Origin of the sequence: Actinoplanes lutulentus, from assembly GCF_003259845.1 — a bacterium.
Taxonomy (GTDB): domain Bacteria; phylum Actinomycetota; class Actinomycetes; order Mycobacteriales; family Micromonosporaceae; genus Actinoplanes; species Actinoplanes lutulentus.
Window position 1 is genome coordinate 473682 of record NZ_QLMJ01000005.1, and the last position, 20744, is coordinate 494425.

A 20744-nucleotide genomic window follows, 5' to 3' on the forward strand; every position below is an offset into this window, starting at 1 on the left:
CCGTAAGCGCTTGCGTACTCTATGCTGTGACATCAATCACGGGCAATAGCTTGGGAGTTAACGATGCCGAAACCGGGCCCCGGGCTGCGCCTCATCGACGTCGCTCAACGGGCTGGCGTCTCGCTGGCCACGGCCTCGCGGGCGCTCGCCGGACGCGAAGGGGTGAGCGAGGAGGTCGCCAACCGCGTCCGCCAGGTCTCCGCCGAGCTCGGGTACGTCGCCAACCCGTACGCCCGGACCCTGGCCGGCGGGTCCAGCTCGACTGTCGGCCTGATCGTGCACCAGGTCGACGACCCGTACTTCTCCGAGATCGCCGGCGGTGTCATCCAGCTCGCCGGTGAGCAGGGCCTGCTCGTGCAGATCTGCCACTCCGGCCGTGACCCCGAGCACGAGCTGCGCCAGATCCGGAACCTGATCGCCCAGCGGGTCGGGATCATCATCGTGGCCGGTTCCGGTTACGGCGATCCGCGGGTGGAGGCCGAGGCCCGCACGGTCCTCGCCGGCTACCAGCGCGGCGGCGGCCGGGTCGCCGTGATCGGCCGGCACGCGCTCGGCGCCGACGCGGTGCTGCCGGACAACGAGGCCGGTGGCCGGGCCCTCGGTACTCATCTGCTCGAACTCGGCCACCGCCGGATCGCCCTGGTCGCCGGCACACCCGAGCTGAACACCGTGATCGACCGGATGGCCGGGGTTGCGGCGGCACTGCGCTCGGCCGGGCTCTCCCTCGACGACATGCCGATCGTGCACACCGACTTCGTCCGCGAGGGCGGCCGGACCGCCACCGAGCGCATTCTGCGCGACCACCCGGACACCACGGCGATCATCGCGCTTAACGACGCCATGGCGATGGGTGTGCTGGCGGTGCTGCGCGAACGCGAGATCCCGGTGCCGGACCGGATGTCGGTGGTCGGCTTCGACGACGTCTCGGTCGCCGGCGACCTGTCACCGAGCCTCACCACGATCCGCCTGCCGATGACCGACATGGGGCGGATGGCCCTGGAGCTCGCCTTGAAGCCCCAGAGCACCCGCCCCCGCCGCCGATCCACCGGCCAGCAACTGATCGTCAGAAACTCGACCGGTCCTGCCCCCTTTTAATGGATGAGGTAGGCGCGGATTATTTCCTGCGTCACCGTGTTGCGGTCACCGTCGGTGGCCTCGACGCGCAGCGACACATGTTTCGCGCCGGCCGGATGCCGCAGCACTGCCTCCCCCTGCGGGCTGAGTTTCACGGCCCGCCAGGCGACACCGTCGTCATATGACAGCTGCAGCGTCGCTGTCCGAATCCGCACATCGCTGGTCAGCGTGATCCGTTGCGGCTCGGCCCGGCGCACGGTTCCGGCCAGGTCGGTGCGCAGGTCGAAACCGATCTGCATCAGCGGAAGCGCGACCTGGGTGCCTTCGGCGGGGGCTTCAGACCTGAAGACCCAGACCGATTTCGTACGCGTAGAGGTCCCCCACGTGGCGGCGTCCCGTTCGGTGTCCTGCTCGAATCGGTAGGTGGCCGGCCCGTCCGTCGGCGGCACCTCGGTCTGCACCGCGAAGTCCGGCTGCTCCCGGCCCACCAGCGTGCCGTTCTGATAGAGCCGGGACGTGACCGTGCCGGAGTCGTTCAGTGCGCCGCTGATCAGCCCGCTGCCGCCGGCGCTCGGCACGCTGACCGCCAGGAAGTCGCCCTGCCGGTACGGCCCCCAGTAACCCGGGCCGAGGCGCGGCCGGGTGACCGGTCCGAACCAGGTCCGCTCCTCGCGCTGCCCCGGCCGGTAGTTCACCTGGTCGTGCCGCTGCTCCCAGCCCTCCAACAGGCGGACGTCCTGGTACCAGCCGGTTGTCGGGCCGGCCGTGTACCAGTCGGTGCGGGCGGCGCCGAGCTTCACCGGCGTCGGGACGCCGACGCACGGCGGCCACTGGTACGGGCGGCAGTCGGCTCGTAGGTCGTACCCGATGGTGGGTGTCCCGGTGCGCACGAACCGTTGATCCACCCGGGCCAGGTCGCTGAGCCTCGGCGCATAGTTCAGCTTCTTCGGTGCCTGCCCCTGCCACGTCTTGACCAGCTCGAACGTCTCGTCGGGGAACTCTTTTGCGACACCCTTCAAGGTCAGCTTCCCGGCCTTCGCGGCGGCGACCAGTGCCCGGCCCTGCGTGGAGCTCACCGAGACCGTCGGCACCGGGCCGAACGACCAGTCGTCGTACCGGGACGGGCCGTCGTTGACCACGACGAGCAGCTTCGCTCCGGCGCGGGCCGCCACCTCGTTGCGGGTGGCCGTGCTGACCAGCGGGTCGTAGTCGATGATCGCCGCTGCTCCGGGTGCTGAGTATTCGGCGGCGCCGGTGCCCGCGTACACACCTCGCAGCGAGACCGGGCCGTCGAGCCTGGTCGAGTTGGTCATGTAGAGCGGGTCGAACGGCACCGGCCGGGGTGTGCGCGCGGTGAGCGGAAGCGCCGGTGTGGCCCGGCTCCAGCGGGACAGCAGCTCGTAGGTCCCGGCGACCGGCCCGGTCGGCGCCACCAGCACCTCGTCCACGTCGGACGGCACCTGCATGGCGTTCAGGAACGTCGCGTACTGCCCGCCGATCCCGGAGTCGCGGTAGTACTGCACCCGCCGGTAGACGTCCTCGCTCGTCTTCGGTTCCCGCAGGGTGATCGGGTTGGTGGCACGGGCGTCCATCACCAGCGTCCGATCCTTGTCCAGGACCAGGTTCGGGGTGCCGAGCTGGGCCACGCCCTTGCCTCCGCCGGTCGCGGTGACACCGAGCCACATGCTCGCGTCGTAGTCACCCGGCGCCAGGCGGAACGGCCCGGCCTCGCCGGTCTCCGGGTCGACCTCGATGGTGCTGGCGCGGTCGTCGCCGTACCGGTAGAGGGTCACGTAGCCACCGGCCGGGTCACCTTCCCGGTCCAGCACCTTGAACCGCAGGTCGTACCGTTCCTCCTCCTTGACGAAACCGGCGGCGGTACGCGTACGGACGGCACCTGCCTGGTCGGTGGCGACCACGAAACCGGTCTTCCGGCCGACCCCGGCGACGTCGTCCGGATCGGCGGTGAGCGTCACCGCGCTGCTGCCGCCGGCCGGCACCTCGACGCTCGGGGTGCTGAGCCGCGCCCCGGGCAGGTCGGCGGAGAGGGCCAGCGTGATCGGAGCGCTGCCGTCGTTGGTGTAGGTGATCGTCCTGGTCACGGCCGGGTCACCCTCGTGCGGCCAGCCGAAGAACCCGAACGAGACCGATCCGGTCGCGTGCACCTCGCCCAGCGCGGCCGGCACGTCGACAGTGCCGGTGCCGATCTCGTACGCGGACGCGCCCGGCGTGCTCGCCGTCGACATCAACGCGTTCTTGAGCCGGCCGGCGGTCCAGTCCGGGTGCTGCGAGGCGAGCAGGGCGGCCGCTCCGGCCACGTGCGGCGCGGCCATCGAGGTACCGTCCATCGTGGTGTACAGGCCTTCGCCGTCCCACGAGTGCTGGGATCGGGCCGCCAGGATGCCGACTCCCGGTGCGGCGACGTCCGGCTTGAGCGCGCCGTCGCCGATCCGCGGGCCCATGCTGGAGAAGTACGCGCGTTGCCCGTCCGCGTCCACCGCGGCCACGGTGAGCGCGGCGTCCGCGGCGCCCGGGCTGCCGATCGTCTCCTCGTAGTAGTTGTTGCCGGCCGCGACCACGAAGAGCGTGCCGGTCTCGGCGGTGAGCCGGTTCACCGCCTGCGACATCGGGTCGGTTCCGTCGCTGGACTCCAGGGTCCCGAGGCTCATGTTGACCACGTCGGCGTGGTGGGCGGCCCACTCCATCCCGGCGATGATCCAGGAGTTCAGGCCGTACCCGCTGTCGTCGAGGACCTTGCCGATCAGCAGGTCCGCGCCGGGTGCCACGCCGCGCTCCCGGCCGTCCGAGCCGGCGCCGCTGCCGGCCACCGTGGACGCCACGTGGGTGCCGTGCCCGTGCACGTCGGTGACCTCCTCACCCGGCACGAACGAGACCGCCTCGGTCACCTGGCCGGCCAGGTCCGGATGCCCGAGGTCGGCGCCGGAGTCCAGCACCGCGACGGTCGCGCCGGTGCCGTCGACGCCCTGCGCCCAGGCCTGCGGCGCGCCGATCTGCGCGGTGCTCTCCGCCAGGTCGGCCTCGACCCGGCCGTCCAGCCAGAGCTTGGCCGCCGGGTTCGCGACCAGGGCGGTCCAGAACCTGTCGGCCTCGTTCTTTCGTACGCTCAGCGCGGAGGCGCCGATGCTGGTCAGGTCACGGACCTTGCGAGATCCGGCGGGCGCGGGCCGGGCCGCGCGGGTGGCGCCCCAGCCGGCGATCACCGGCAGGTCGGCACGGTGCGCGTCGTCGTATTCCTGTTCCAGCAGCCGGGTGACGTTGAAGAGGCGCCGGTCCACCCGGCCGCTCGCCAGCAGTGGCTGCGCCCGCTCCGGGATGACGTAGAGGTCGCCGCCGATCATCTGCTGCTCGATCCCGCCGGGCGCCGCGGCGTCCACTGTGGCCACCTCCACGCCGTGATCGTCAGTGGTGACGGTGACGACGTCCCCGGTGACCAGGGTGACTTTTTCGGGTGCCGCGGGTGCCGCGCGGACCGCGGAGACCGCGGGTGCGGCTGCTGCGGGCGTGCCCGGTGCGGCCAGGGCCAGGGCGGCGGTGACGAGGAAGGCGGCCAGGGTCGAGGGTGATCGTCGTCGCATCGATACCTCTTTTGTACTTGTGGGTACGGCGACGATCCGGCAGCGGCGGCAGACTAGGCAACGCATCGATGGCGGCGGTTTCCCACCGTGGCGTAAATCCGCCAGCCGTCGACGGCGATCACGGGGGCGGAGGGGCGCGTTGCTGCCTGATGTCATGGGTCTCGACGGGGATGCCGACGCGGCGTACCGGGCGCTGATCACGGTGGGCTCGGCCGGGCCGGACGAGCTCGCCGAGCTGGCCGGGTTCAGCGCGACGCGAGCGGCCGAGCTTCTGGACAATCTGCTGGCCGACGGTCTGGTGGCGCGCAGCCTCGGCGATCCGGGCCGGTTCGTCGCGGCGCCGCCGGGCACCGCGCTGCGGGCGATCCTGTCCCGTCGCCGGCACGAGCTGACCCTCGCCGAAGCGGAGATCGGCGCCCTCGACGAGCTCTACCGGACGGCGACGCCGCGGCGGGGCGCGCCCGGAGTGGTGGAGGTGGTGCACGGCGCCGCCGAGGTCCGCGAGATGTTCGGCCGGCTGCAGCTCGGCGCCCGCGAGGAAGTGCTGTGCATGGTCAAGGCGCCGGTCGCGGTGATCGGCGCCGTCGAGAACACGGCCGAGGACGCCGCCGTGGCGCGCGGCGTGCGATACCGGGTGCTGCTGGAACGCGCGATGCTCGACGAGGAGCCGGACACCGTCGAGCGCGTCGTCAAGGCGCGGGCGGCCGGCGAGGAGATCCGGATCGCCGCCGCCCTGCCGCTGAAGCTGATCGTCGTCGACCGCGAGGTGGCGTTCCTGCCGCTACGCCGCGATCCGTCGCTGGCCGGCGCGCTGCTGGTGCACGAGAGCGGCCTGCTCGACGCCCTGGTCGCCCTCTTCGAGGCGGAGTGGACCGGCGCCCGTGCCGTGGTCACCGAGAGCGGCGACGTCCGCGACCTGAACCCGGGCGCCATCGACGACCTGGACGTCCGCATCGTCACGCTGCTGATGACCGGCCTGACCGACGAGGCGGTAGCCGCCCACCTGGGCACCTCGCACCGCACGGTCCAGCGCCGGGTCCGCCGCCTGATGGACCTGACAGGCGGCCGGACCCGCATGCAACTCGGCTACCACGCCGCCCGCCTCGGCTGGCTGGACTGATCCTGAGATCGATCTGGTCGGAGCCGACCACGCCTCGATCAGGACCGGCGACGCCACTTCCGGCTTTCCGGATCCCAGACGAGGATGTCGCCGGGAGCGAGCAGGCCGGTGTCAAAGTGCAGCATCGCGGCCATGGCGTCCGCGTCCTCGGCTGCCTCCCGGGTGACAAGGAAGCCTCCGTTCTCGTCGCTGCTGACGACCAGCTGACCCTCGACGTCCTCCCCAGGCACCTTGCGCCGGGGGAGTTTACGGAGCAGAGCGCCTAGCTTGGCCGCGGCGGCGCCACCGGCGGCTGCGAGCATCGCCTCGAAGACGACGCGCATGCTGTCGCTGCTCAGGACCACGAGGGCGTCAAGAACTTCGGGAACGCCGAGGTGCGGCTGGAGTTCCTCCCCCTGCACCCCCAAGTCGTGGAGCAGATCACCGACGACCGCGGCCTCGTCGTCGGTCAGCGCGTGCGTGTCGAGTCGCAGAACGGGCTGGCTCATGAGTCTCCTTCGTCAGACGCCGTGGTAGGTGAAGGCTGCCCAATGCACGGGCTCGGCAAAAGGAACAGAATCGCCGGGAACAAACCGATCACGCCACAGCACGGCATATTCACGTTTGAGTTCACCGGCCGTGACAGCACGTAGCCATTGCTGGGCCTGAGTGAGCGCTTCCATCGGCGCCCTGCCCGACGCGAGGCCTTGGTGGAAGCGGAGTAGCACCAAGGCGGCGGCCGGTTCGGAGACACGCCAAAGAGCCGCGACGACGCCTCCGGCGCCGGCCTGCACCAGCGCGCCGGGAAAGCTGACCGTCTCGTCGAGCAGCTTATGGTCGGACACGCTCGACTCACAGGCTCCGAGAATGACAAGCCGCTGCCGCAGTGGCTCGCGAGCGAATATCTCGGCGAGGCTCAACGGACGGTCGGCGAGTTGCAGCCGACTGTTGAGGCCATGGGCCGGGTCTGCCACGCCGTGGCACATGAAGTGGCAGATCTCGGTACTTCCCATTTCGGCCAGAGCGTTTTCGGCCGGTACGTCGGGCATGTGCCGGAGGCGTGCGCCGTAGAGATCCGAGAGCATGCGGGCCTGTGCGGCAACGAGTCGAAACCGTGGCAGCTCCGGCTCCCCGGCCGCCTGCCAGGGATGCTCGGCGGACGCCAGCAACACGGTGTCGCTGGGGCGTACCGGATGGGTGGCCGGACTCATGGCGTGGGCGCTGACCGCGTACCGGACGTGCTGGGAAACAGCTGCGTGCAGTGGCAGCAGAGCAAGCCATCCGACCGGCACCAGGGTCAGTGCCGGGTCCGCGGTGAGCCGCGAGCGCAACGGGTCCAATGCCATGGTCAGCCAAGCGACCGCTTGGCGGACTGGTTTGTGCAGGTCACCGCCGATCCGTCGGGCGCCGAGGTTTCGGGCATGCGATTCGGCGGCGCTCTCGGTCAGCAGCGGCAGGTCCACGCACTCGGGCGGTCGCCCGTCGCGCGCGATGAGCGCATATCCCTCGGCTGCTGCCGCGACATAGACGAGCGGAATGCTCTCGCCCGGACGGACGATATCGGAGTAAGCCGGCGGACCGTCCTGAATGCCCAGCTCCTGCGCGATACGCTCCTCGAGCCTGTCGACACGGGTCTGCGCGGCGACCAACGGATCATCACCCCGGATGGCGTACCGGTTCTGCCCGATCATGACCGTGCTCGCCGCCGCCGGCCGGGGCGCACCGTACTGAGCCCGGATCAGCACCGCGAGTTCATCCACCGCTTGCTGATATGCCGCGAGCAACACACTCTGTCCGCGTTTTCGCAGGGCGTCGCGCTGGCCGGCCGGGACCGCGCCAACCGTCCTGCGCAATAGGACGCCGCGCCCGAACTCCAGGACGCGTACGGCTTCCTCGAGCCGCTCGGCGAGCAGTTGGCGATACCCGGCCTGCGCAACGGTTCGCTGGCCGATGAGCGGGACCACTCGGTGCTCGAGCGGCACTCGGCGTGCGGACTCCGGCGGCGCCACCACGATCCGGTGCCAATAGGCGTCCGCGGCCTGGCCGGCGTCTCCCGCTCGGACGGCTTCGGCGCACCATCGATCGGCCACCTCGATCAGGTCCACGTCGCTGAATCGGAAAGCTGTCGCGTAGGCGTCTCGTGCCGCGTCGAGTGGTGTTCGCGGCGTCCGTCTCAAGAAGCGCACTCCTCCTCCCTCGCCCGGGCCACTTGGGCGGCCAGCTGACGGAGAATCGGTTCGTAGTCGGACGGCTGCCGCAGCAGCCGGTCGCAGAGCCTCTCCGCCTCGTCGAGCCGGCCGCAAGCGTCGCCGCGGTCTCCCTTGTCGAGCAGGAAGTGCGCTGTCGCGGACAGGCAGCCGGCCAGCGCCAGTCCGGTGATGAGCCAGGCGGGGTCGCGCTTTCGGAATTGCGCGAAGATTTCCCTGCACTCCTGTTCGTCGGACTCCAGCCGGCTCAGCTTTCCGAGCGAATTCATCGAGGTCAGCTGGGCGTCGACCATTGCCGCACGCGCCTTGGTGACCAGGCGGAAGTCCTTGTTGGGCGCGAGCTTCGACGCGTTCAGCAGGTGGTATGCCGCATCGGTGTAATGCGGAACCACCGGCCAGAGATCCTCTCCGGAGTGTGCGGTCTCCAACACCATCTGGGCTTGGAAAAGCTCATAATCGCCGCAGCACTCGGACAGTTTGGCCTGTGCCTCCGGTACGCCCTCGGCCAGGTCGGCGAAGATTTGCAGTACGACCGGGTAGTCCCGGCCGTCCCGGTGCCGGTAGGCGTAGCTATCCACCGCGCTGACCAGATCGGCCGCTGCGTCCAGCAGATGCCAGCGGCTTGCGCGCGGATCGGTGAGCACTTCCATGATCAGCGGCCGGACCTCGGCCAGACTCTCGCGCGCGTCGCTGCGCATCGACAACCAGAGCGTGGCGCGTGCGAGATTGAGCTGCGCCACCAGGCGCCGGTCGATCCGTCCACCGGCCCGGTCGAGCGAGCGCTGGGCATCGGCCATCAGCGACCGCGCTTGGGCCGAGGAGAGCGGCTGGACGGCACTCTTGTACAGGATCATCGGGCCCACGTCGGCGGTACGCCAGTACGCGAGCGGGCCGATCGCCGCGACCGTCACACCGACGCCGGCCACCACCACGTACGGAAGGTCGAGCCAGACCCGCAAGGTGCTCGCGGCGACGAAGGCCAGGTTCGCCGAAAAGATCACTGCTAACCGCCGCCGCAGAGCCGGCCCGCGGTACACCGGCGACACGACCGCGTGACGTACCAAGGCCACGGACACCGCAAGCATCCCGACCACGATCAGGCTGATCGTGGTCGCCTCAGCGGAGGTCGCGTCCGAGAACAGCAGGCCCGTCCGGAGCAGAACGAAGAGAAGCGCGGACGAGATCACCAGTGCGGCGATCAGGGGAAGAGGTTTCGGTCGCTCGAGATCGGTTGCGCCTGGCACTAGTGGATCTCCACCCTTCCCGGCACGGCGAGCCAAGTCAGTCCATCTACGCGGGCGTCAGGAGCTTCTGTTCCACCACCACCGGGACTGAGAGGGTCTTGTAGCCGACGGTGTCGAAGAGGACGGTCATGCGTTCTTCCTCGTAGTTCATCACCATGCCGGTGCCCCACTCGTTGTGGCGGACCTGGGAGTGGACCGGGAAGGGGCCGGCCTGTTCGGCGGCGTCGACCTCGGCCGCGGTGCCGTCGGCGCAGTTGTCGCAGTGGCCGCACTGGCGCTTGATCTCCTCGCCGAAATAGGCGAGCAGGGTCTCGGTACGGCACTGCCGGGATTGTGCGAACGCGCGCATCATGTCAGTTCGTGAGCGGACGATCGCCTGCTGTCGCTCGTACACATCAATGGCGGCCTTGGCCGCGACGGCCGGGAGTGGTGCGCGGGGCGGGACCGAGAGTTTGTTGCCCGTGCCGGTCTGTACCGCGCCGACCTCTTCCAGCAGGCTGAGCAGTTGGCCGATCTTGCGGGGGCCCATGCCTGTCGCCTTCTGCAGGGCGGTCCTGGTCTGCGGTCCCTTGTGCAGGATGCCGGCGATCTCCTGCAATTCGCCGGCGTCGGGGGAGCCGCCGGCGAAGAAGCGCTGGATCGCCTCGTCCTCGGAGCGCCAGAGCAGGACGGTGCGGCCCGGTTCGCCGTCGCGGCCGGCCCGGCCGATCTCCTGGAAGTAGCTGTCCGGCGAGTCGGGCAGGGCCATGTGCGCCACCCAGCGGATGTTCGGCTTGTCGATGCCCATGCCGAACGCCGAGGTCGCCACCATGATGTCGACCTTGTCGTCGCTGAAGTCCTGGTGCCGCTGCTCGCGGATGCCGGCCGCCATGCCGCCGTGGTAGAACTCCGCGCCGTAGCCGGCCGTGGTGAGCCGCTCGGCGAGTTCCTCGGCGGCCCGGCGGGTGGCGACGTAGATGATGCCCGGCCGCTGCTCGGCGTCGAGCATCGCGGTGAGCCGGCGCCACCGATAGTCCTCGTCCGGGCAGTACGCCACTTCGAGGAAGAGGTTGCTGCGGTCCAGACCGGACACGTGGATCTCCGGCTTGTTCAGCCGGAGGCGCTCGATGATGTCCTCGCGGATCGGCGGCGAGGCGGTCGCGGTGAGAGCCAGGATCGGCGGCCGGCCGATCTGCTTGATCATCTCGCCGAGGGCGAGGTAGTCCGGCCGGAAGTCGTGGCCCCAGGTGGAGATGCAGTGCGCCTCGTCGACCGCGACCAGGCCGGGCTTGAGCGCGCGCACCTCGGCTATCCGCTCCGGGTCGCTCAGCTGCTCCGGCGTGATGAAGAGGAACTCCGCCTGACCGGTGCGGAGCAGTTCCATCGCTTCGCGTTTCTGGGCCGCCGTCTCGGCGGAGCTGACCCGGACCGCGCGGACCTTGCTGTCGGCCAGATCGTTGAGCGCGGCGATCTGGTCCTGCTGCAACGCGAGCAGCGGTGAGATCACCACGGTCGGCCCGGGCAGCAGCACGGCCGGGATCTGGTAGATGGCCGACTTTCCGGCGCCGGTCGGCAGGACCACGAGGGCGTCCTTGCGGCGCAGCACGGCACGCATCGGCTTGAATTGTCCGGGACGCAGCGACTGCCAGCCGAAGTGTTTGCGGGCGACCTTGCGCAGCCGCGGGCCATAGATGGGCAATCCCTGCTTCTTGAACATGGGCGCCCCGTTACCCCTATTTGCCCCGGAACATGCGGCGGATCGCCCAGAGCAGGAACAGGACCGCCAGGGCCACGCCGAGAAGGCGGACGGCATGCACCTCGGACCAGTCGACGGTGGCTTCCGCTAACACGTTGGGTGGCACTCCGTCAGCTTACCGGGAGCGCTCCACAGTTAATAGAAAGGTTTGTTGACTAAACTGGGATCGGGTGTGAGCATGGGTGCCCGGACGACGGGAACGTTCACATAGGCGTTCGTCAATGCATTGGAGGTACGGGGGCGCATGTCCAATCACGGCGAATTGCCGGAACTCGCCGCTGCTGTCCTACAGCCGGGTTTCGTCGGCACGTCCGCTCCGGACTGGGTCCGCCGCTGGCTCGGGAACGGATTGGGCGGAGTCGCCCTTTTCGCCCGCAACGTCGAGTCGCCGGCCCAGGTCGCGGCGCTCACCGCACAGCTGCGAGCCGAGTATCCCGATGTGATCGTGGCCATCGACGAGGAGGCCGGTGACGTCACCCGGTTCGAGTCGCGGCTCGGCAGCTCCCGCCCGGGCAACCTGGCATTGGGCGCGATCGACGACGCGGAGCTGACCGAGGCGGTCGCCCGCGATCTGGGACGCGACCTCGCCGACGCCGGCATCACCCTCGATTACGCACCGGACGCGGACGTCAACAACAACCCCGCGAACCCGGTCATCGGCGTACGGGCCTTCGGTGCCGAACCGCAGCTCGCGGCCCGGCACACCGCGGCCTTCATCCGTGGGCTCCAGGAGGCCGGCGTCGCCGGTTGTGCCAAGCACTTCCCGGGCCACGGTGACACCAGTGTGGACTCGCACCACGACGTGCCGCTGATCGACCGGACCGCCGCGCAGCTGGCCGAGGTCGAGCTGGTGCCGTTCCGTGCGGCGATCGCGGCCGGCGCCAAGTCGGTGATGACCGGGCACCTGCTGGTTCCCGCGTACGACCCGGAGCTGCCGGCCACGCTGAGCCGGCGGATCCTGACCGGCCTGCTCCGTGAGGAGCTCGGCTTCGACGGCCTGATCGTCACCGACGGCATCGAGATGCAGGGTGTCCGACGCCGGTACGGCCTGGAGGGCGCCGCCGTCCGCGCGCTCGCCGCCGGAGTGGACGCGATCTGTGTCGGTGGCGACAACGCCGACGAGCAGACCGCGATCAAGCTGCGCGACGCCATCGTGGCCGCGGTACGCAGCGGTGAGCTCCCGGAACAGCGGCTGCGCGACGCGGTCGCCCGGGTACGCGCGCTCGCCACCTGGACCACCCGCCGGCAGACCGAGACCGGTGCGCGGGCCCTCGCCGACGCCGCCGCGCAGCCCGAGGTGGCCGTCCTGGCGGCTCCCGGTGGCCGCGGATCGCCGGTCGGTTTCGCCGCCGCCCGCCGGGCCGTCAAGGTGACCGTGGCCGACGGCGGACCCGAACTGCCGATCACCGGTACGCCGCACGTCGTCGAGTTCGCCCCGCCGCGCAACATCGCGATCGGCAGCGAGACCCCGTGGGGCCTGGGCGCGCCGCTCGCCGACCTGCTGCCCGGCACCACGGCACGCCGGCTCACCGCCGAGGACGTGGACGGCCTCGCCGACCGGGCCGAGCCGGTCCTGGCCGGGGCCGGCGACCGGCCGCTCGTGCTGGTGGTCCGCGACGTGCACCGGCATCCGTGGATCGCCGAGACCCTGACCGCGGTCCTGGCGGTACGCCCGGACGCGATCGTGGTCGAGATGGGCATCCCGGTCGAGGTGGCCGGGGGAGTGCACATCGCGACCTATGGCGCGACCCGTGCCCTGGGCCTGGCCGCCGCCGAGATCATCGCCGGGGTGGACGTCCCGTCCCCGCAGCCGGTGGCCGCCTGACCCTCACCCCTCGGCTTGTGCTCGTGGTCGTCCCAGCGCCCCTGGGACGACCACGAGCACAAGCCGGCCTCGGGGGGGGGTCACCCCTTGGAGACGAGGTCGGCGTACTCGGGGTGCTCGCCGATGTACTTGGCGAAGAACGGGCAGGACGGGACGACCTTCTGGCCGCGTTCGCGGATCTGGTCCAGGGTCTGCCGGGCCAGCTCGCTCGCCAGGCCCCGGCCCTGCATCGCGGGCGCGGTCTCGGTGTGCAGGATGATCACTGCCTCGCCACGGATGTGGTAGACGGCAAGGGCGCCCACCTCGCCGTCGGCCAGCAGTTCGAAGCGGCGGGCGGTGGGGTTGTCGCGTACCTGAAATTCGCTCACCCATCACAGCTTAGGGTTGCCGGAACCCCGTACCCTTAAAGGGTGTTGATCTCTCTGTCTCGCCGCCGCCTTGCTTCCGCCGCCGCTGTTGCCGCACTCGGGCTTACCCTGCTCACCGGGTGCAGCAGCGACAACGTCAACTGCAGCCTCGACGAGTGCACCGTCTCCATCGACCGTGAGACCAACGCCAGCGTGAGTGTCCTCGGCGTCGAGGCGAAATTCATCAGCGCCGACGACAGCACGGTCACCCTGGACGTCGCCGGTGAGCAGATCTCGCTGACCAAGGGCCAGCAGGCCGTCGACGTCGCGGGCCTCCAGGTCTCGCTGGACAGCATCACCCAGGACCAGGTCCAGGTGCAGATCTCGCGGTAACACGATCGCGCCATTCGCACATGGGGTTTGACGGAAGTCGCTCTCGGTCACATTGAGGGCATGTCCTCCACGACCTCCAATGTCAAGCAGCGCGCATCGCGCGCCGCCGATAGCAAGCCGCTCGAGTACGTCGCCCGCGGTGGCTTCATCGGCTACGGCATCATCCACCTGCTCTTCGCCTGGATCGCGTTGCAGGTGGCCTTCAGTGGCTCCGGGCAGGACAGCGACCAGTCCGGAGCCCTGCAGGAGATCGCCCGCCATTCCTACGGCAAGGCGCTGCTCGTCGTCATCGCCATCGGCCTGGTCGCCATGGCGATCTGGCAGGTCTTCGAGGCCGTGATCGGCGAGAGCGGCGAGCAGACCCGCGGCATGATGGCCGAGCGGGCGCTCTCCGGCATCCGCGCCATCCTCTACAGCTACCTCGCCTGGACCGCCGTGAAGGTCGTGCAGGGCGCGAAGTCCTCGATGGGTGACAGCAACGAGAGCACGACGGCCGGCCTGATGGGCTCGAACGGCGGCCGCTGGCTCGTCGGCCTGATCGGCCTCGTGGTGCTCGGCGTCGGCATCGGCATGTTCATCTACGGCTGGAAGAAGAAGTTCGTCCGCCACCTCAACACCGGTCAGATGCCGGCCGGCACCCGTCAGCCGATCATCAAGCTCGGCATGGCCGGTTACATGGCCAAGGGCGCCGCGTACGCGGTCGCCGGTGTGCTGATCGTGACGGCCGCCGTGAAGTACGACCCGGAGAAGGCCCGCGGGCTGGACGCCGCTCTCAAGACCCTCGCCGGCAACTCGTGGGGCGTCTGGGTGCTGGCTCTGATCGCCGCCGGTATCGCCGCGTTCGGTGTCTACTGCATCGCTCAGGCCAAGTACCGCAAGATCTGAAACCGCGCGACGGCAGATGTGAGCTATGTCTGACATCTGCCGTTGCCGGTGTGCACCGCCTCCCGAGGGGCAAACTAGGGCGCTGGCACAGAACCCTACGTGGGAGGGAAAGCTCAGTGTCCAGCGTTCTGACCGCCGTTCTCGCCGTGGTTATCGCGGCGGGTGCGGCGATCGTGTTGGTGGAGATCGTCCATCGGGTGATCCGTCGTCTGGGTCAGCGATCCGATCTCGCCGCCGACATGGCGAAGAAAATTCATCGACCGTTCCTGGTGACCGTGACCCTGGTCGCGGTGCAGCAGGCGATCCGGGTGTTCGCCGGGGAGTTCCCGTTCCGGGGCGGTGTGATGCACATGCTCGTGCTGCTCTGCATCGCCTCGTCCGCCTGGCTGATCGGCGCGACCCTTCTGGTCTGTGAGGACGTCGCGCTCGCGCGCTGGCGTACCGACGTGCCGGACAACCGCCGGCGCCGGCGGATAAAGACACAGGTGGTGATGCTGCGGCGGGTCACCGTCGCGGCGATCGTGGTGATCACCGCGGGCGTCATGCTGATGACGTTCCCGGACATCCGGGCTCTCGGCGCCAGCGTGCTGGCCTCGGCCGGCGTGATCAGCGTGATCGCGGCGCTCGCCGCGCAGAGCACCCTCGGCAACCTTTTCGCCGGGATCCAGCTGGCCTTCAGCGACGCGATCCGGGTGGACGACGTGGTCGTCGTCGAGCAGGAGTGGGGCCGGATCGAGGAGATCACCCTGACCGTGGTCGTGGTGCAGATCTGGGACGACCGCCGGCTCATCCTGCCGACCTCGTACTTCACCACCAAGCCGTTCCAGAACTGGACGCGTACCAGCTCCGCGGTGCTCGGCACCGCCGAGATCGACGTGGACTGGTCGACGCCGCTGGAGCCGCTGCGCGGCGAGCTGCAGCGGATCTGTGAGGGCTCGGAGCTCTGGGACCAGCGGGTCTGCGTCCTGCAGGTCACCCAGGCGACCGACGGCTTCATCCGGCTGCGCGCGCTGGTCAGCGCGAACGACGCGCCCGCGCTCTGGGACCTGCGCTGCCTGGTACGCGAGGGCATGGTCAGCTGGATCTGGGAGCACCAGCGTGAGTCGCTGCCGCGGATGCGTGCCGACGTGCGGCCGCCGCAGCCGGTGAAACTGGCGCATCAGGCCGGCCACGACGACGCCGAGCGGATCTTCGGGGGCGGGCTGGACGCGTCGTCCGATGCCGCCCGGGTGTTCAGTGGCGGTCAGGACGGTGATTCGCGCGGGGTGGCATTCGGCGGTCCCGATCCGGCCGTGGTGTCGCGTAGCTGACCCTGTTGTCCGGTCTTCGCAGCGAGGATTGAGCGGGGTGTGATCAGGGCATACCCCGATCACACGGAAAGGGGGACACGATGGCCGATGTCTTGAACGCACCCGCGGCCACACCGACGACCGCCCAGCCCTCACGGACGCTCTCCGAGCAGTCCACCGGTGAGCTGGTCCAGCGCGCGAGCGAGCAGCTCAGCAAGCTGGTCCGCGACGAGTTGACGCTGGCCAAGGCGGAGCTGGCGGAAAAGGGCAAGCACGCGGGGATCGGCATCGGGCTGTTCGGCGGCGCGGGGGTGCTCGCCGCTTACGGCGTGGGCGCGCTCATCGCGACGCTGGTCATCGTGCTCAACCTGTTCCTCGACCTCTGGCTCGCCGCCCTGATCGTGACCGTGGTGTTGTTCGCGGTCGCCGGGGTACTGGCTCTGCTGGGCAAGAAACAGGTCAGCCGCGCGGTCCCGCCCGAGCCGGCGGCCGCCATCGCGGGCCTGAAGGCCGATGTCGACGAGGTCAAGCACGCGGTCAAGGAGCGTAGCCGGGCATGAGCGAGACGAATGGTTCCGCGGCGAAGCCGGATCTGGCTGTGCTGCGCGAAGAGATAAAACAGACCCGAGCCGACCTCGGTGAGACGGTGCAGGCACTGGCGGCCCGTGCGGACGTCAAGGCCCGTGCCAAGGAACAGGTGGTGCAGACCCGCCAGCGGGTGCTGACCCAGGCGGCCGAGCTGACCGGCCGGGTACGCGAGGCGGCGCGAGAGCCCGTTTCCGAAACAGGAGCGAGGGTACGCGCGAACCCCGCACCCGTTCTGCTCGTCGCCGCCGGCCTGGCGGCGCTCGTGGGAGTCATTCTTATCGTCCGGGGGAGGCGCTGATGGCAGGCAAACTGGGCAAGGTCGCTTTGAAGCCGGTGAACATCGCACTCGGCTTCGCAGCCGGTACGGTCGCCGGGCTCCTTTTCAAACAGGCATGGAAGGTCGTCTCCGGCGACGACGATGCGCCGGACGCCGGTGACGAGGACCGTGGCTGGGGAGAGATCCTCGCGGCCGCCGCACTGCAGGGCGCGATCTTCGCGGTGGTGAAGGCGGCGGTCCATCGGGGCGGCGCCATCGGCACTCGCCGGGTGACCGGTCACTGGCCGGACTAAGGGCTTTAAAGATCAACTTCGGTATCGACAGGAGTCTTGCCGGTCCCCCGCTTCGCCACCGCGAAGTGGGGGACCTTTTCCATATCGGCCACCCATTATTGGATTCCTTCGAGGGGCAGCTTTACCGGCCTAATTTCGGGTACAGTGTTGCCAGTTTTTGTGTACGTGGTTCGCTGCTTCTGCTTGACCACGGTGGCACCACCTCAGTGGTGGGGTCATGAGGACAAGCAGAGGGGACGTCCTCTGAAAGGGCCAGCTCGCGGCGCCGCTGCTCGAAAACGGTCATCGGCCCCGCACTACTGCGGTTGGGCGGGCCGGCATTTTCAGAAGGAGAGTTCAGCATGGCGCAAGGAACCGTGAAGTGGTTCAACGCAGACAAGGGCTTCGGCTTCATCACCGTCGACGGCGGGGGTGCTGACGTGTTCGTCCACTTCTCGGCCATCCAGACGAGCGGTTACCGCACTCTGGAAGAGAACCAGCGGGTTGAGTTCGAGATCGCCCAGGGCCAGAAGGGCCCGCAGGCGGAGCAGGTTCGCCCGCTCTGAGACCACAGCTCTTAGTCGATTGTGCCGGTCGCGAGACCGACACGCCGGCCGCCTGGCGGAGGCCGGCCTGATCGAGTAGCCCCGCACCCTTTCGAGGATGCGGGGCTTTCTCTGTGTACAGAAAGCTTTTAGCCCTTACCGGCAGTCCGGCGTCGCATCCCCACGACGATCAGAACCAGACCGATCACGGCCACGACACCGCCTGCCGCGGCCCACACCGGCTGATCACTCATGAGGTGATCGGTGAGAAAGTCCAAGCCCTGAAGCGTCCACACCGCGCCGAGGACAAGCGCCACCAGCCCGACCGACATGGTGAGCCAGCCCCGCAATCGCGGTGTCTCGGTTTCATTGTTCACCATTTGTCGTGCACCTGGGGGCGAATCAACTCATCGTAGACGGCTGCGACCTTTTCTCGGGTTTCCGGCGTAAGCGGAGCGAGATCGGCGGCGGTCGCGTTCGCACGCGCCTGTTGCGGGTTACGCGCACCCGGGATCACGACGGTCAGACCCGGCTGATCGATGATCCAGCGGATCGCGAATTGCGCCATCGTCGCGCCGTCCGGCACGAGCGGGCTCAGTCGCCGGACCGCTTCCAGGCCGACCTGGAAGTCGACGCCGGAGAACGTCTCGCCGACGTCGAACGACTCGCCGTGCCGGTTGTAGTTGCGGTGGTCGTCCGCCGCGAAGGTGGTGTTCTCGTCGTACCGGCCGGAGAGCAGGCCGCTGGCGAGGGGAACCCGGGCGATGATGCCGACCCCCGCCTCCGCGGCCGCCGGCAGGACCCGCTCCAGGGGCTTGAGGCGGAACGCGTTGAGGATGATCTGCACGCTGGCCACGCCGGGGCGGGCGATCGCGGTGAGTGCCTCCTCGACTTTCTCCACGCTGACGCCGTACGCCGCGATGCGCTTCTCCTGCACGAGGGTGTCGAGCGCGTCGAACACCTCGTCGGTGCCGAAGACCGCGGTCGGCGGGCAGTGCAGCTGGACCAGGTCGAGGGTGTCGACGCCGAGGTTGGCGCGTGACCGGTCGGTCCAGGCGCGGAAGTTGTCCAGGGTGTAGTTGGACGGCTCCTGCGGCAGGCGGCGGCCCATCTTGGTGGCGACGGTCAGGCCGGGCTTGTCCTTGACGAACGAGCCGACGATCTGCTCGCTGCGACCGTCCCCGTACACATCAGCGGTGTCGATGAACGTGACGCCCGCGTCGACGGCGGCCTGCAGGGTCGCGTGCGCGTCGGCCTCGGTGACGTCTCCCCAGTCGGCGCCGAGCTGCCAGGCGCCCAGACCGACCACCGAAGCGGTCCGTCCCATCCTCCGAAAATCTCGTTTCTCCACGTCACGACCCTACCGCTCGGCTGATAACTTCAAACAAGACGAGCGTACGGTTTGAAAGGGGTTCAATCGTGTGGGATCCGGCTGTCTACCGGCGCTTCGGCGCGGAGCGGTCCCGTCCGTTCTTCGACCTGGTCCAGCGGGTCGGCGCGGAGAAACCCCGATCGGTCGTGGACCTCGGCTGCGGGCCGGGGGAGCTCACGCGTACCCTCGCGCAGCGCTGGCCAGGCGCAAGGGTGACCGGGCTGGACTCCTCGCCGGAGATGATCGCGAAGGCCTCGGCAGAGGCCGGTTCCGTGGCCTTCTCGCTCGGTGACATCGCAGCGTGGCGTCCCGGGCCGGAAGACGACGTGGTGATCACCAACGCGGCGCTGCAGTGGGTGCCGGAGCATCTCGGCCTGTTGCCGCAGTGGTTCGCGGGGCTGCCGGCCGGTGGATGGTTCGCGATGCAGGTGCCGGGCAACTTCGACAGCCCCGGCCATCGGGCCGTGTGGGACCTGGCCGCGGATTCCGTGCCCGGGCTGCGTGCCGACCCGGTCGACGACGCCGCCGGTTACGCGGACCTGCTGATCACGGCCGGCGCGGCTGTCGACGCGTGGGAGACCACGTACCTTCACCTGCTCCCCGCGGACGGCCCGGAGCATCCGGTGCTGCGCTGGATGGAGGGCACCGCGCTGCGCCCGGTGCGGGCCGCGCTCGACGACGCCGCGTGGGCCGCGTTCCGCGCCGAGCTGGCGCCGCGGATCGCCGAGGCCCATCCGGTCCGACACGGTCTCGTGGCGTTCCCGTTCCGCCGTATCTTCGTGGTGGCCCAGAAACCGCCTGTTTAGGAGAACCCGTTGACCGACCTGACCGGATTCATCGCACGCCTGCCCAAGGCTGAGCTGCACGTGCACCACGTCGGCTCGGCCTCGCCGCGGATCGTCGCCGAGCTGGCCGCCCGGCATGAGGGCAGCTCACCCGTGCCGGCCGATCCGGAGCGGCTCGCGGAGTACTTCGAATTCCGCGACTTCGCCCACTTCATCGAGGTCTACCTGAGCGTTGTCGACCTGATCCGCGACGCCGAGGACGTCCGCCTGCTCACCTACGAGATCGGGCGCGAGCTCGGCCGGCAGCAGGTCCGGTACGCGGAGCTGACCATCACCCCGTACTCCAGCGTGCGCCGCGGCATCCCGGCGGCGGCGTTCTGCGAGGCGATCGAGGACGCCCGCACGAGCGCGGCCCGCGACTTCGGCGTGAACCTGCGCTGGTGCTTCGACATCCCCGGTGAGGCCGGGCTGGCGGCCGCCGAGGAGACCCTGCGGATCGCTCTCGACGAGCGCCCGGACGGCCTGATCAGTTTCGGTCTGGGCGGCCCTGAGATCGGGGTGCCGCGGCCGCAGTTCAAGCCGTACTTCGACAAGGCCCGGGCGGCCGGGCTGCACAGCGTTCCGCACGCCGGCGAGACCACCGGACCGGAGACGATCTGGGACGCGATCCGTGAGCTGGGCGCCGAGCGGATCGGGCACGGCATCTCCGCGGCGCAGGACGAGCGGCTGATGGGGTACCTCGCGGAGAACCAGATTCCTCTGGAGGTGTGTCCGACCTCGAATTTGCGTACCCGGGCTGTGGCGTCCCTGGACGAGCACCCGATCGCGAAGCTGGTGGCCGCCGGGGTGCCGGTCAGCATCAACTCCGACGACCCGCCGATGTTCGGCACCACCCTGGAGCACGAGTACGCGACGGCGGCCCGGCTGCTCGGGCTGGACCGCGCCGGCGTGGCCGGGCTGGCCCGCGACGCGGTCCGGCACAGCTTCCTGGACACCGCCGGGAAGTCCGCGCTGATCGCCGAGATCGACTCGTACAGCTCTCCGGGCTCGTAGAGCGCGGATTACGGGTAGAGCGGGTCCTGCCAGCAGACCAGCATGGTCAGCGTGCCGATCGTCAAGATCGTCAGCCAGCGGACCAGCCGCCGTCCGTTGAACCGGGCCGGACCCTCGTCCGGCTCGGTTTCCTTCCTGCTCAACACATCGGGCATCAA

Annotated in this window: 22 protein-coding genes; 12 read left to right on the forward strand and 10 right to left on the reverse strand. The window is 69.5% G+C overall.

The features are described from left to right. Positions 1 to 63: 63 nt before the first annotated feature. Positions 64 to 1095 (forward strand): LacI family DNA-binding transcriptional regulator, encoded by a 1032-nt coding sequence (locus tag B0I29_RS14940; protein WP_111649545.1) that lies wholly within the window; start codon positions 64 to 66, stop codon positions 1093 to 1095. Here the strand turns inward: B0I29_RS14940 and B0I29_RS14945 are convergent. Further along, positions 1092 to 4670, reverse strand: a complete 3579-nt coding sequence (locus B0I29_RS14945; protein ID WP_181557809.1) for a S8 family serine peptidase — start codon at positions 4668 to 4670, stop codon at positions 1092 to 1094. The two genes, B0I29_RS14940 and B0I29_RS14945, sit on opposite strands and share 4 nt — an antisense overlap. Before the next feature lie 139 nt (positions 4671 to 4809). Here B0I29_RS14945 and B0I29_RS14950 point away from each other — a divergent pair, with 139 nt between their 5' ends. After that, positions 4810 to 5790 (forward strand): helix-turn-helix domain-containing protein, encoded by a 981-nt coding sequence (locus tag B0I29_RS14950; RefSeq protein ID WP_146616793.1) that lies wholly within the window; start codon positions 4810 to 4812, stop codon positions 5788 to 5790. A gap of 38 nt (positions 5791 to 5828) precedes the next feature. Here the strand turns inward: B0I29_RS14950 and B0I29_RS14955 are convergent, their stop codons facing one another. The 5 genes from B0I29_RS14955 to B0I29_RS47420 all read right to left on the reverse strand — a co-directional run bounded on the left by B0I29_RS14955 (position 5829) and on the right by B0I29_RS47420 (position 11061). Further along, a complete protein-coding gene (locus B0I29_RS14955; protein ID WP_111649548.1) occupies positions 5829 to 6278 on the reverse strand; it encodes a hypothetical protein in 450 nt (149 codons plus the stop codon). Positions 6279 to 6290: 12 nt separating this feature from the next. Beyond that, positions 6291 to 7874, reverse strand: a complete 1584-nt coding sequence (locus B0I29_RS14960) for a CHAT domain-containing protein (RefSeq protein WP_111649549.1) — start codon at positions 7872 to 7874, stop codon at positions 6291 to 6293. 68 nt (positions 7875 to 7942) lie between these two features. Beyond that, on the reverse strand, positions 7943 to 9061 hold the full coding sequence (locus B0I29_RS14965; protein ID WP_146616794.1) for a hypothetical protein: 1119 nt from the start codon (positions 9059 to 9061) through the stop codon (positions 7943 to 7945). Positions 9062 to 9266: 205 nt separating this feature from the next. Beyond that, complete coding sequence (locus tag B0I29_RS14970) at positions 9267 to 10916, reverse strand: RecQ family ATP-dependent DNA helicase (RefSeq protein ID WP_111649551.1); 1650 nt, start codon at positions 10914 to 10916, stop codon at positions 9267 to 9269. 16 nt (positions 10917 to 10932) lie between these two features. Continuing rightward, a complete protein-coding gene (locus tag B0I29_RS47420) occupies positions 10933 to 11061 on the reverse strand; it encodes a hypothetical protein (RefSeq protein ID WP_260329413.1) in 129 nt (42 codons plus the stop codon). 138 nt (positions 11062 to 11199) lie between these two features. Here B0I29_RS47420 and B0I29_RS14975 point away from each other — a divergent pair, with 138 nt between their 5' ends. Continuing rightward, entirely contained in the window at positions 11200 to 12780 is a 1581-nt protein-coding gene (locus B0I29_RS14975; protein WP_111649552.1) for a glycoside hydrolase family 3 protein, read from the forward strand. A gap of 80 nt (positions 12781 to 12860) precedes the next feature. On the opposite strand, the gene B0I29_RS14980 is transcribed toward B0I29_RS14975, so the two are convergent. Next, entirely contained in the window at positions 12861 to 13148 is a 288-nt protein-coding gene (locus tag B0I29_RS14980; RefSeq protein ID WP_111649553.1) for a GNAT family N-acetyltransferase, read from the reverse strand. Between the two features lie 42 nt (positions 13149 to 13190). Between B0I29_RS14980 and B0I29_RS14985 the strand changes: the two genes are divergently transcribed. The 7 genes from B0I29_RS14985 to B0I29_RS15015 all read left to right on the forward strand — a co-directional run bounded on the left by B0I29_RS14985 (position 13191) and on the right by B0I29_RS15015 (position 17397). Beyond that, positions 13191 to 13520 (forward strand): hypothetical protein, encoded by a 330-nt coding sequence (locus B0I29_RS14985; RefSeq protein WP_111649554.1) that lies wholly within the window; start codon positions 13191 to 13193, stop codon positions 13518 to 13520. A gap of 60 nt (positions 13521 to 13580) precedes the next feature. Then, positions 13581 to 14405 (forward strand): DUF1206 domain-containing protein, encoded by an 825-nt coding sequence (locus tag B0I29_RS14990; protein ID WP_111649555.1) that lies wholly within the window; start codon positions 13581 to 13583, stop codon positions 14403 to 14405. Positions 14406 to 14521: 116 nt separating this feature from the next. Next, complete coding sequence (locus B0I29_RS14995; RefSeq protein ID WP_111649556.1) at positions 14522 to 15715, forward strand: mechanosensitive ion channel family protein; 1194 nt, start codon at positions 14522 to 14524, stop codon at positions 15713 to 15715. An 80-nt stretch (positions 15716 to 15795) separates the two neighbouring features. Continuing rightward, complete coding sequence (locus tag B0I29_RS15000) at positions 15796 to 16254, forward strand: phage holin family protein (RefSeq protein ID WP_111649557.1); 459 nt, start codon at positions 15796 to 15798, stop codon at positions 16252 to 16254. After that, complete coding sequence (locus B0I29_RS15005; RefSeq protein ID WP_111649558.1) at positions 16251 to 16580, forward strand: DUF3618 domain-containing protein; 330 nt, start codon at positions 16251 to 16253, stop codon at positions 16578 to 16580. The genes B0I29_RS15000 and B0I29_RS15005 overlap by 4 nt, the downstream gene beginning before the upstream one ends. Next, complete coding sequence (locus B0I29_RS15010; RefSeq protein WP_111649559.1) at positions 16580 to 16852, forward strand: DUF4235 domain-containing protein; 273 nt, start codon at positions 16580 to 16582, stop codon at positions 16850 to 16852. Before B0I29_RS15005 ends, B0I29_RS15010 begins: the two co-directional genes overlap by 1 nt. A gap of 341 nt (positions 16853 to 17193) precedes the next feature. Beyond that, positions 17194 to 17397 (forward strand): cold-shock protein, encoded by a 204-nt coding sequence (locus B0I29_RS15015; RefSeq protein ID WP_011905669.1) that lies wholly within the window; start codon positions 17194 to 17196, stop codon positions 17395 to 17397. A gap of 128 nt (positions 17398 to 17525) precedes the next feature. Here B0I29_RS15015 and B0I29_RS15020 read toward each other — a convergent pair whose 3' ends face one another. Continuing rightward, complete coding sequence (locus B0I29_RS15020; RefSeq protein WP_111649560.1) at positions 17526 to 17756, reverse strand: hypothetical protein; 231 nt, start codon at positions 17754 to 17756, stop codon at positions 17526 to 17528. Then, a complete protein-coding gene (locus B0I29_RS15025; RefSeq protein WP_111649561.1) occupies positions 17750 to 18727 on the reverse strand; it encodes an aldo/keto reductase in 978 nt (325 codons plus the stop codon). Before B0I29_RS15025 ends, B0I29_RS15020 begins: the two co-directional genes overlap by 7 nt. Before the next feature lie 68 nt (positions 18728 to 18795). On the opposite strand from B0I29_RS15025, the gene B0I29_RS15030 reads away from it, so the two are divergent. Continuing rightward, positions 18796 to 19554, forward strand: coding sequence for a trans-aconitate 2-methyltransferase (locus B0I29_RS15030; protein WP_111649562.1), 759 nt, complete (start codon positions 18796 to 18798; stop codon positions 19552 to 19554). A 9-nt stretch (positions 19555 to 19563) separates the two neighbouring features. Further along, a complete protein-coding gene (locus B0I29_RS15035; protein ID WP_111649563.1) occupies positions 19564 to 20586 on the forward strand; it encodes an adenosine deaminase in 1023 nt (340 codons plus the stop codon). Between the two features lie 8 nt (positions 20587 to 20594). Here B0I29_RS15035 and B0I29_RS45740 read toward each other — a convergent pair whose 3' ends face one another. Further along, the gene (locus B0I29_RS45740; RefSeq protein ID WP_181557811.1) at positions 20595 to 20741 is read right to left on the reverse strand and encodes a hypothetical protein; all 147 of its coding nucleotides are present in this window, start codon (positions 20739 to 20741) and stop codon (positions 20595 to 20597) included. Between the last annotated feature and the right edge of the window lie 3 nt (positions 20742 to 20744).

What these genes read in the sequence shown, in the direction of transcription:
- B0I29_RS14965 (WP_146616794.1), bottom strand. Translation starts at nt 9,061, where the DNA reads ATGCTTGCGGTGTCCGTGGCCTTGGTACGTCACGCGGTCGTGTCGCCG.
- B0I29_RS45740 (WP_181557811.1), bottom strand. Translation starts at nt 20,741, where the DNA reads ATGCCCGATGTGTTGAGCAGGAAGGAAACCGAGCCGGACGAGGGTCCG.
- B0I29_RS14970 (WP_111649551.1), bottom strand. Translation starts at nt 10,916, where the DNA reads ATGTTCAAGAAGCAGGGATTGCCCATCTATGGCCCGCGGCTGCGCAAG.
- B0I29_RS14990 (WP_111649555.1), top strand. Translation starts at nt 13,581, where the DNA reads ATGTCCTCCACGACCTCCAATGTCAAGCAGCGCGCATCGCGCGCCGCC.
- B0I29_RS15020 (WP_111649560.1), bottom strand. Translation starts at nt 17,756, where the DNA reads ATGGTGAACAATGAAACCGAGACACCGCGATTGCGGGGCTGGCTCACC.
- B0I29_RS15010 (WP_111649559.1), top strand. Translation starts at nt 16,580, where the DNA reads ATGGCAGGCAAACTGGGCAAGGTCGCTTTGAAGCCGGTGAACATCGCA.
- B0I29_RS15005 (WP_111649558.1), top strand. Translation starts at nt 16,251, where the DNA reads ATGAGCGAGACGAATGGTTCCGCGGCGAAGCCGGATCTGGCTGTGCTG.
- B0I29_RS15015 (WP_011905669.1), top strand. Translation starts at nt 17,194, where the DNA reads ATGGCGCAAGGAACCGTGAAGTGGTTCAACGCAGACAAGGGCTTCGGC.
- B0I29_RS14945 (WP_181557809.1), bottom strand. Translation starts at nt 4,670, where the DNA reads ATGCGACGACGATCACCCTCGACCCTGGCCGCCTTCCTCGTCACCGCC.
- B0I29_RS14955 (WP_111649548.1), bottom strand. Translation starts at nt 6,278, where the DNA reads ATGAGCCAGCCCGTTCTGCGACTCGACACGCACGCGCTGACCGACGAC.
- B0I29_RS15000 (WP_111649557.1), top strand. Translation starts at nt 15,796, where the DNA reads ATGGCCGATGTCTTGAACGCACCCGCGGCCACACCGACGACCGCCCAG.
- B0I29_RS14975 (WP_111649552.1), top strand. Translation starts at nt 11,200, where the DNA reads ATGTCCAATCACGGCGAATTGCCGGAACTCGCCGCTGCTGTCCTACAG.
- B0I29_RS14940 (WP_111649545.1), top strand. Translation starts at nt 64, where the DNA reads ATGCCGAAACCGGGCCCCGGGCTGCGCCTCATCGACGTCGCTCAACGG.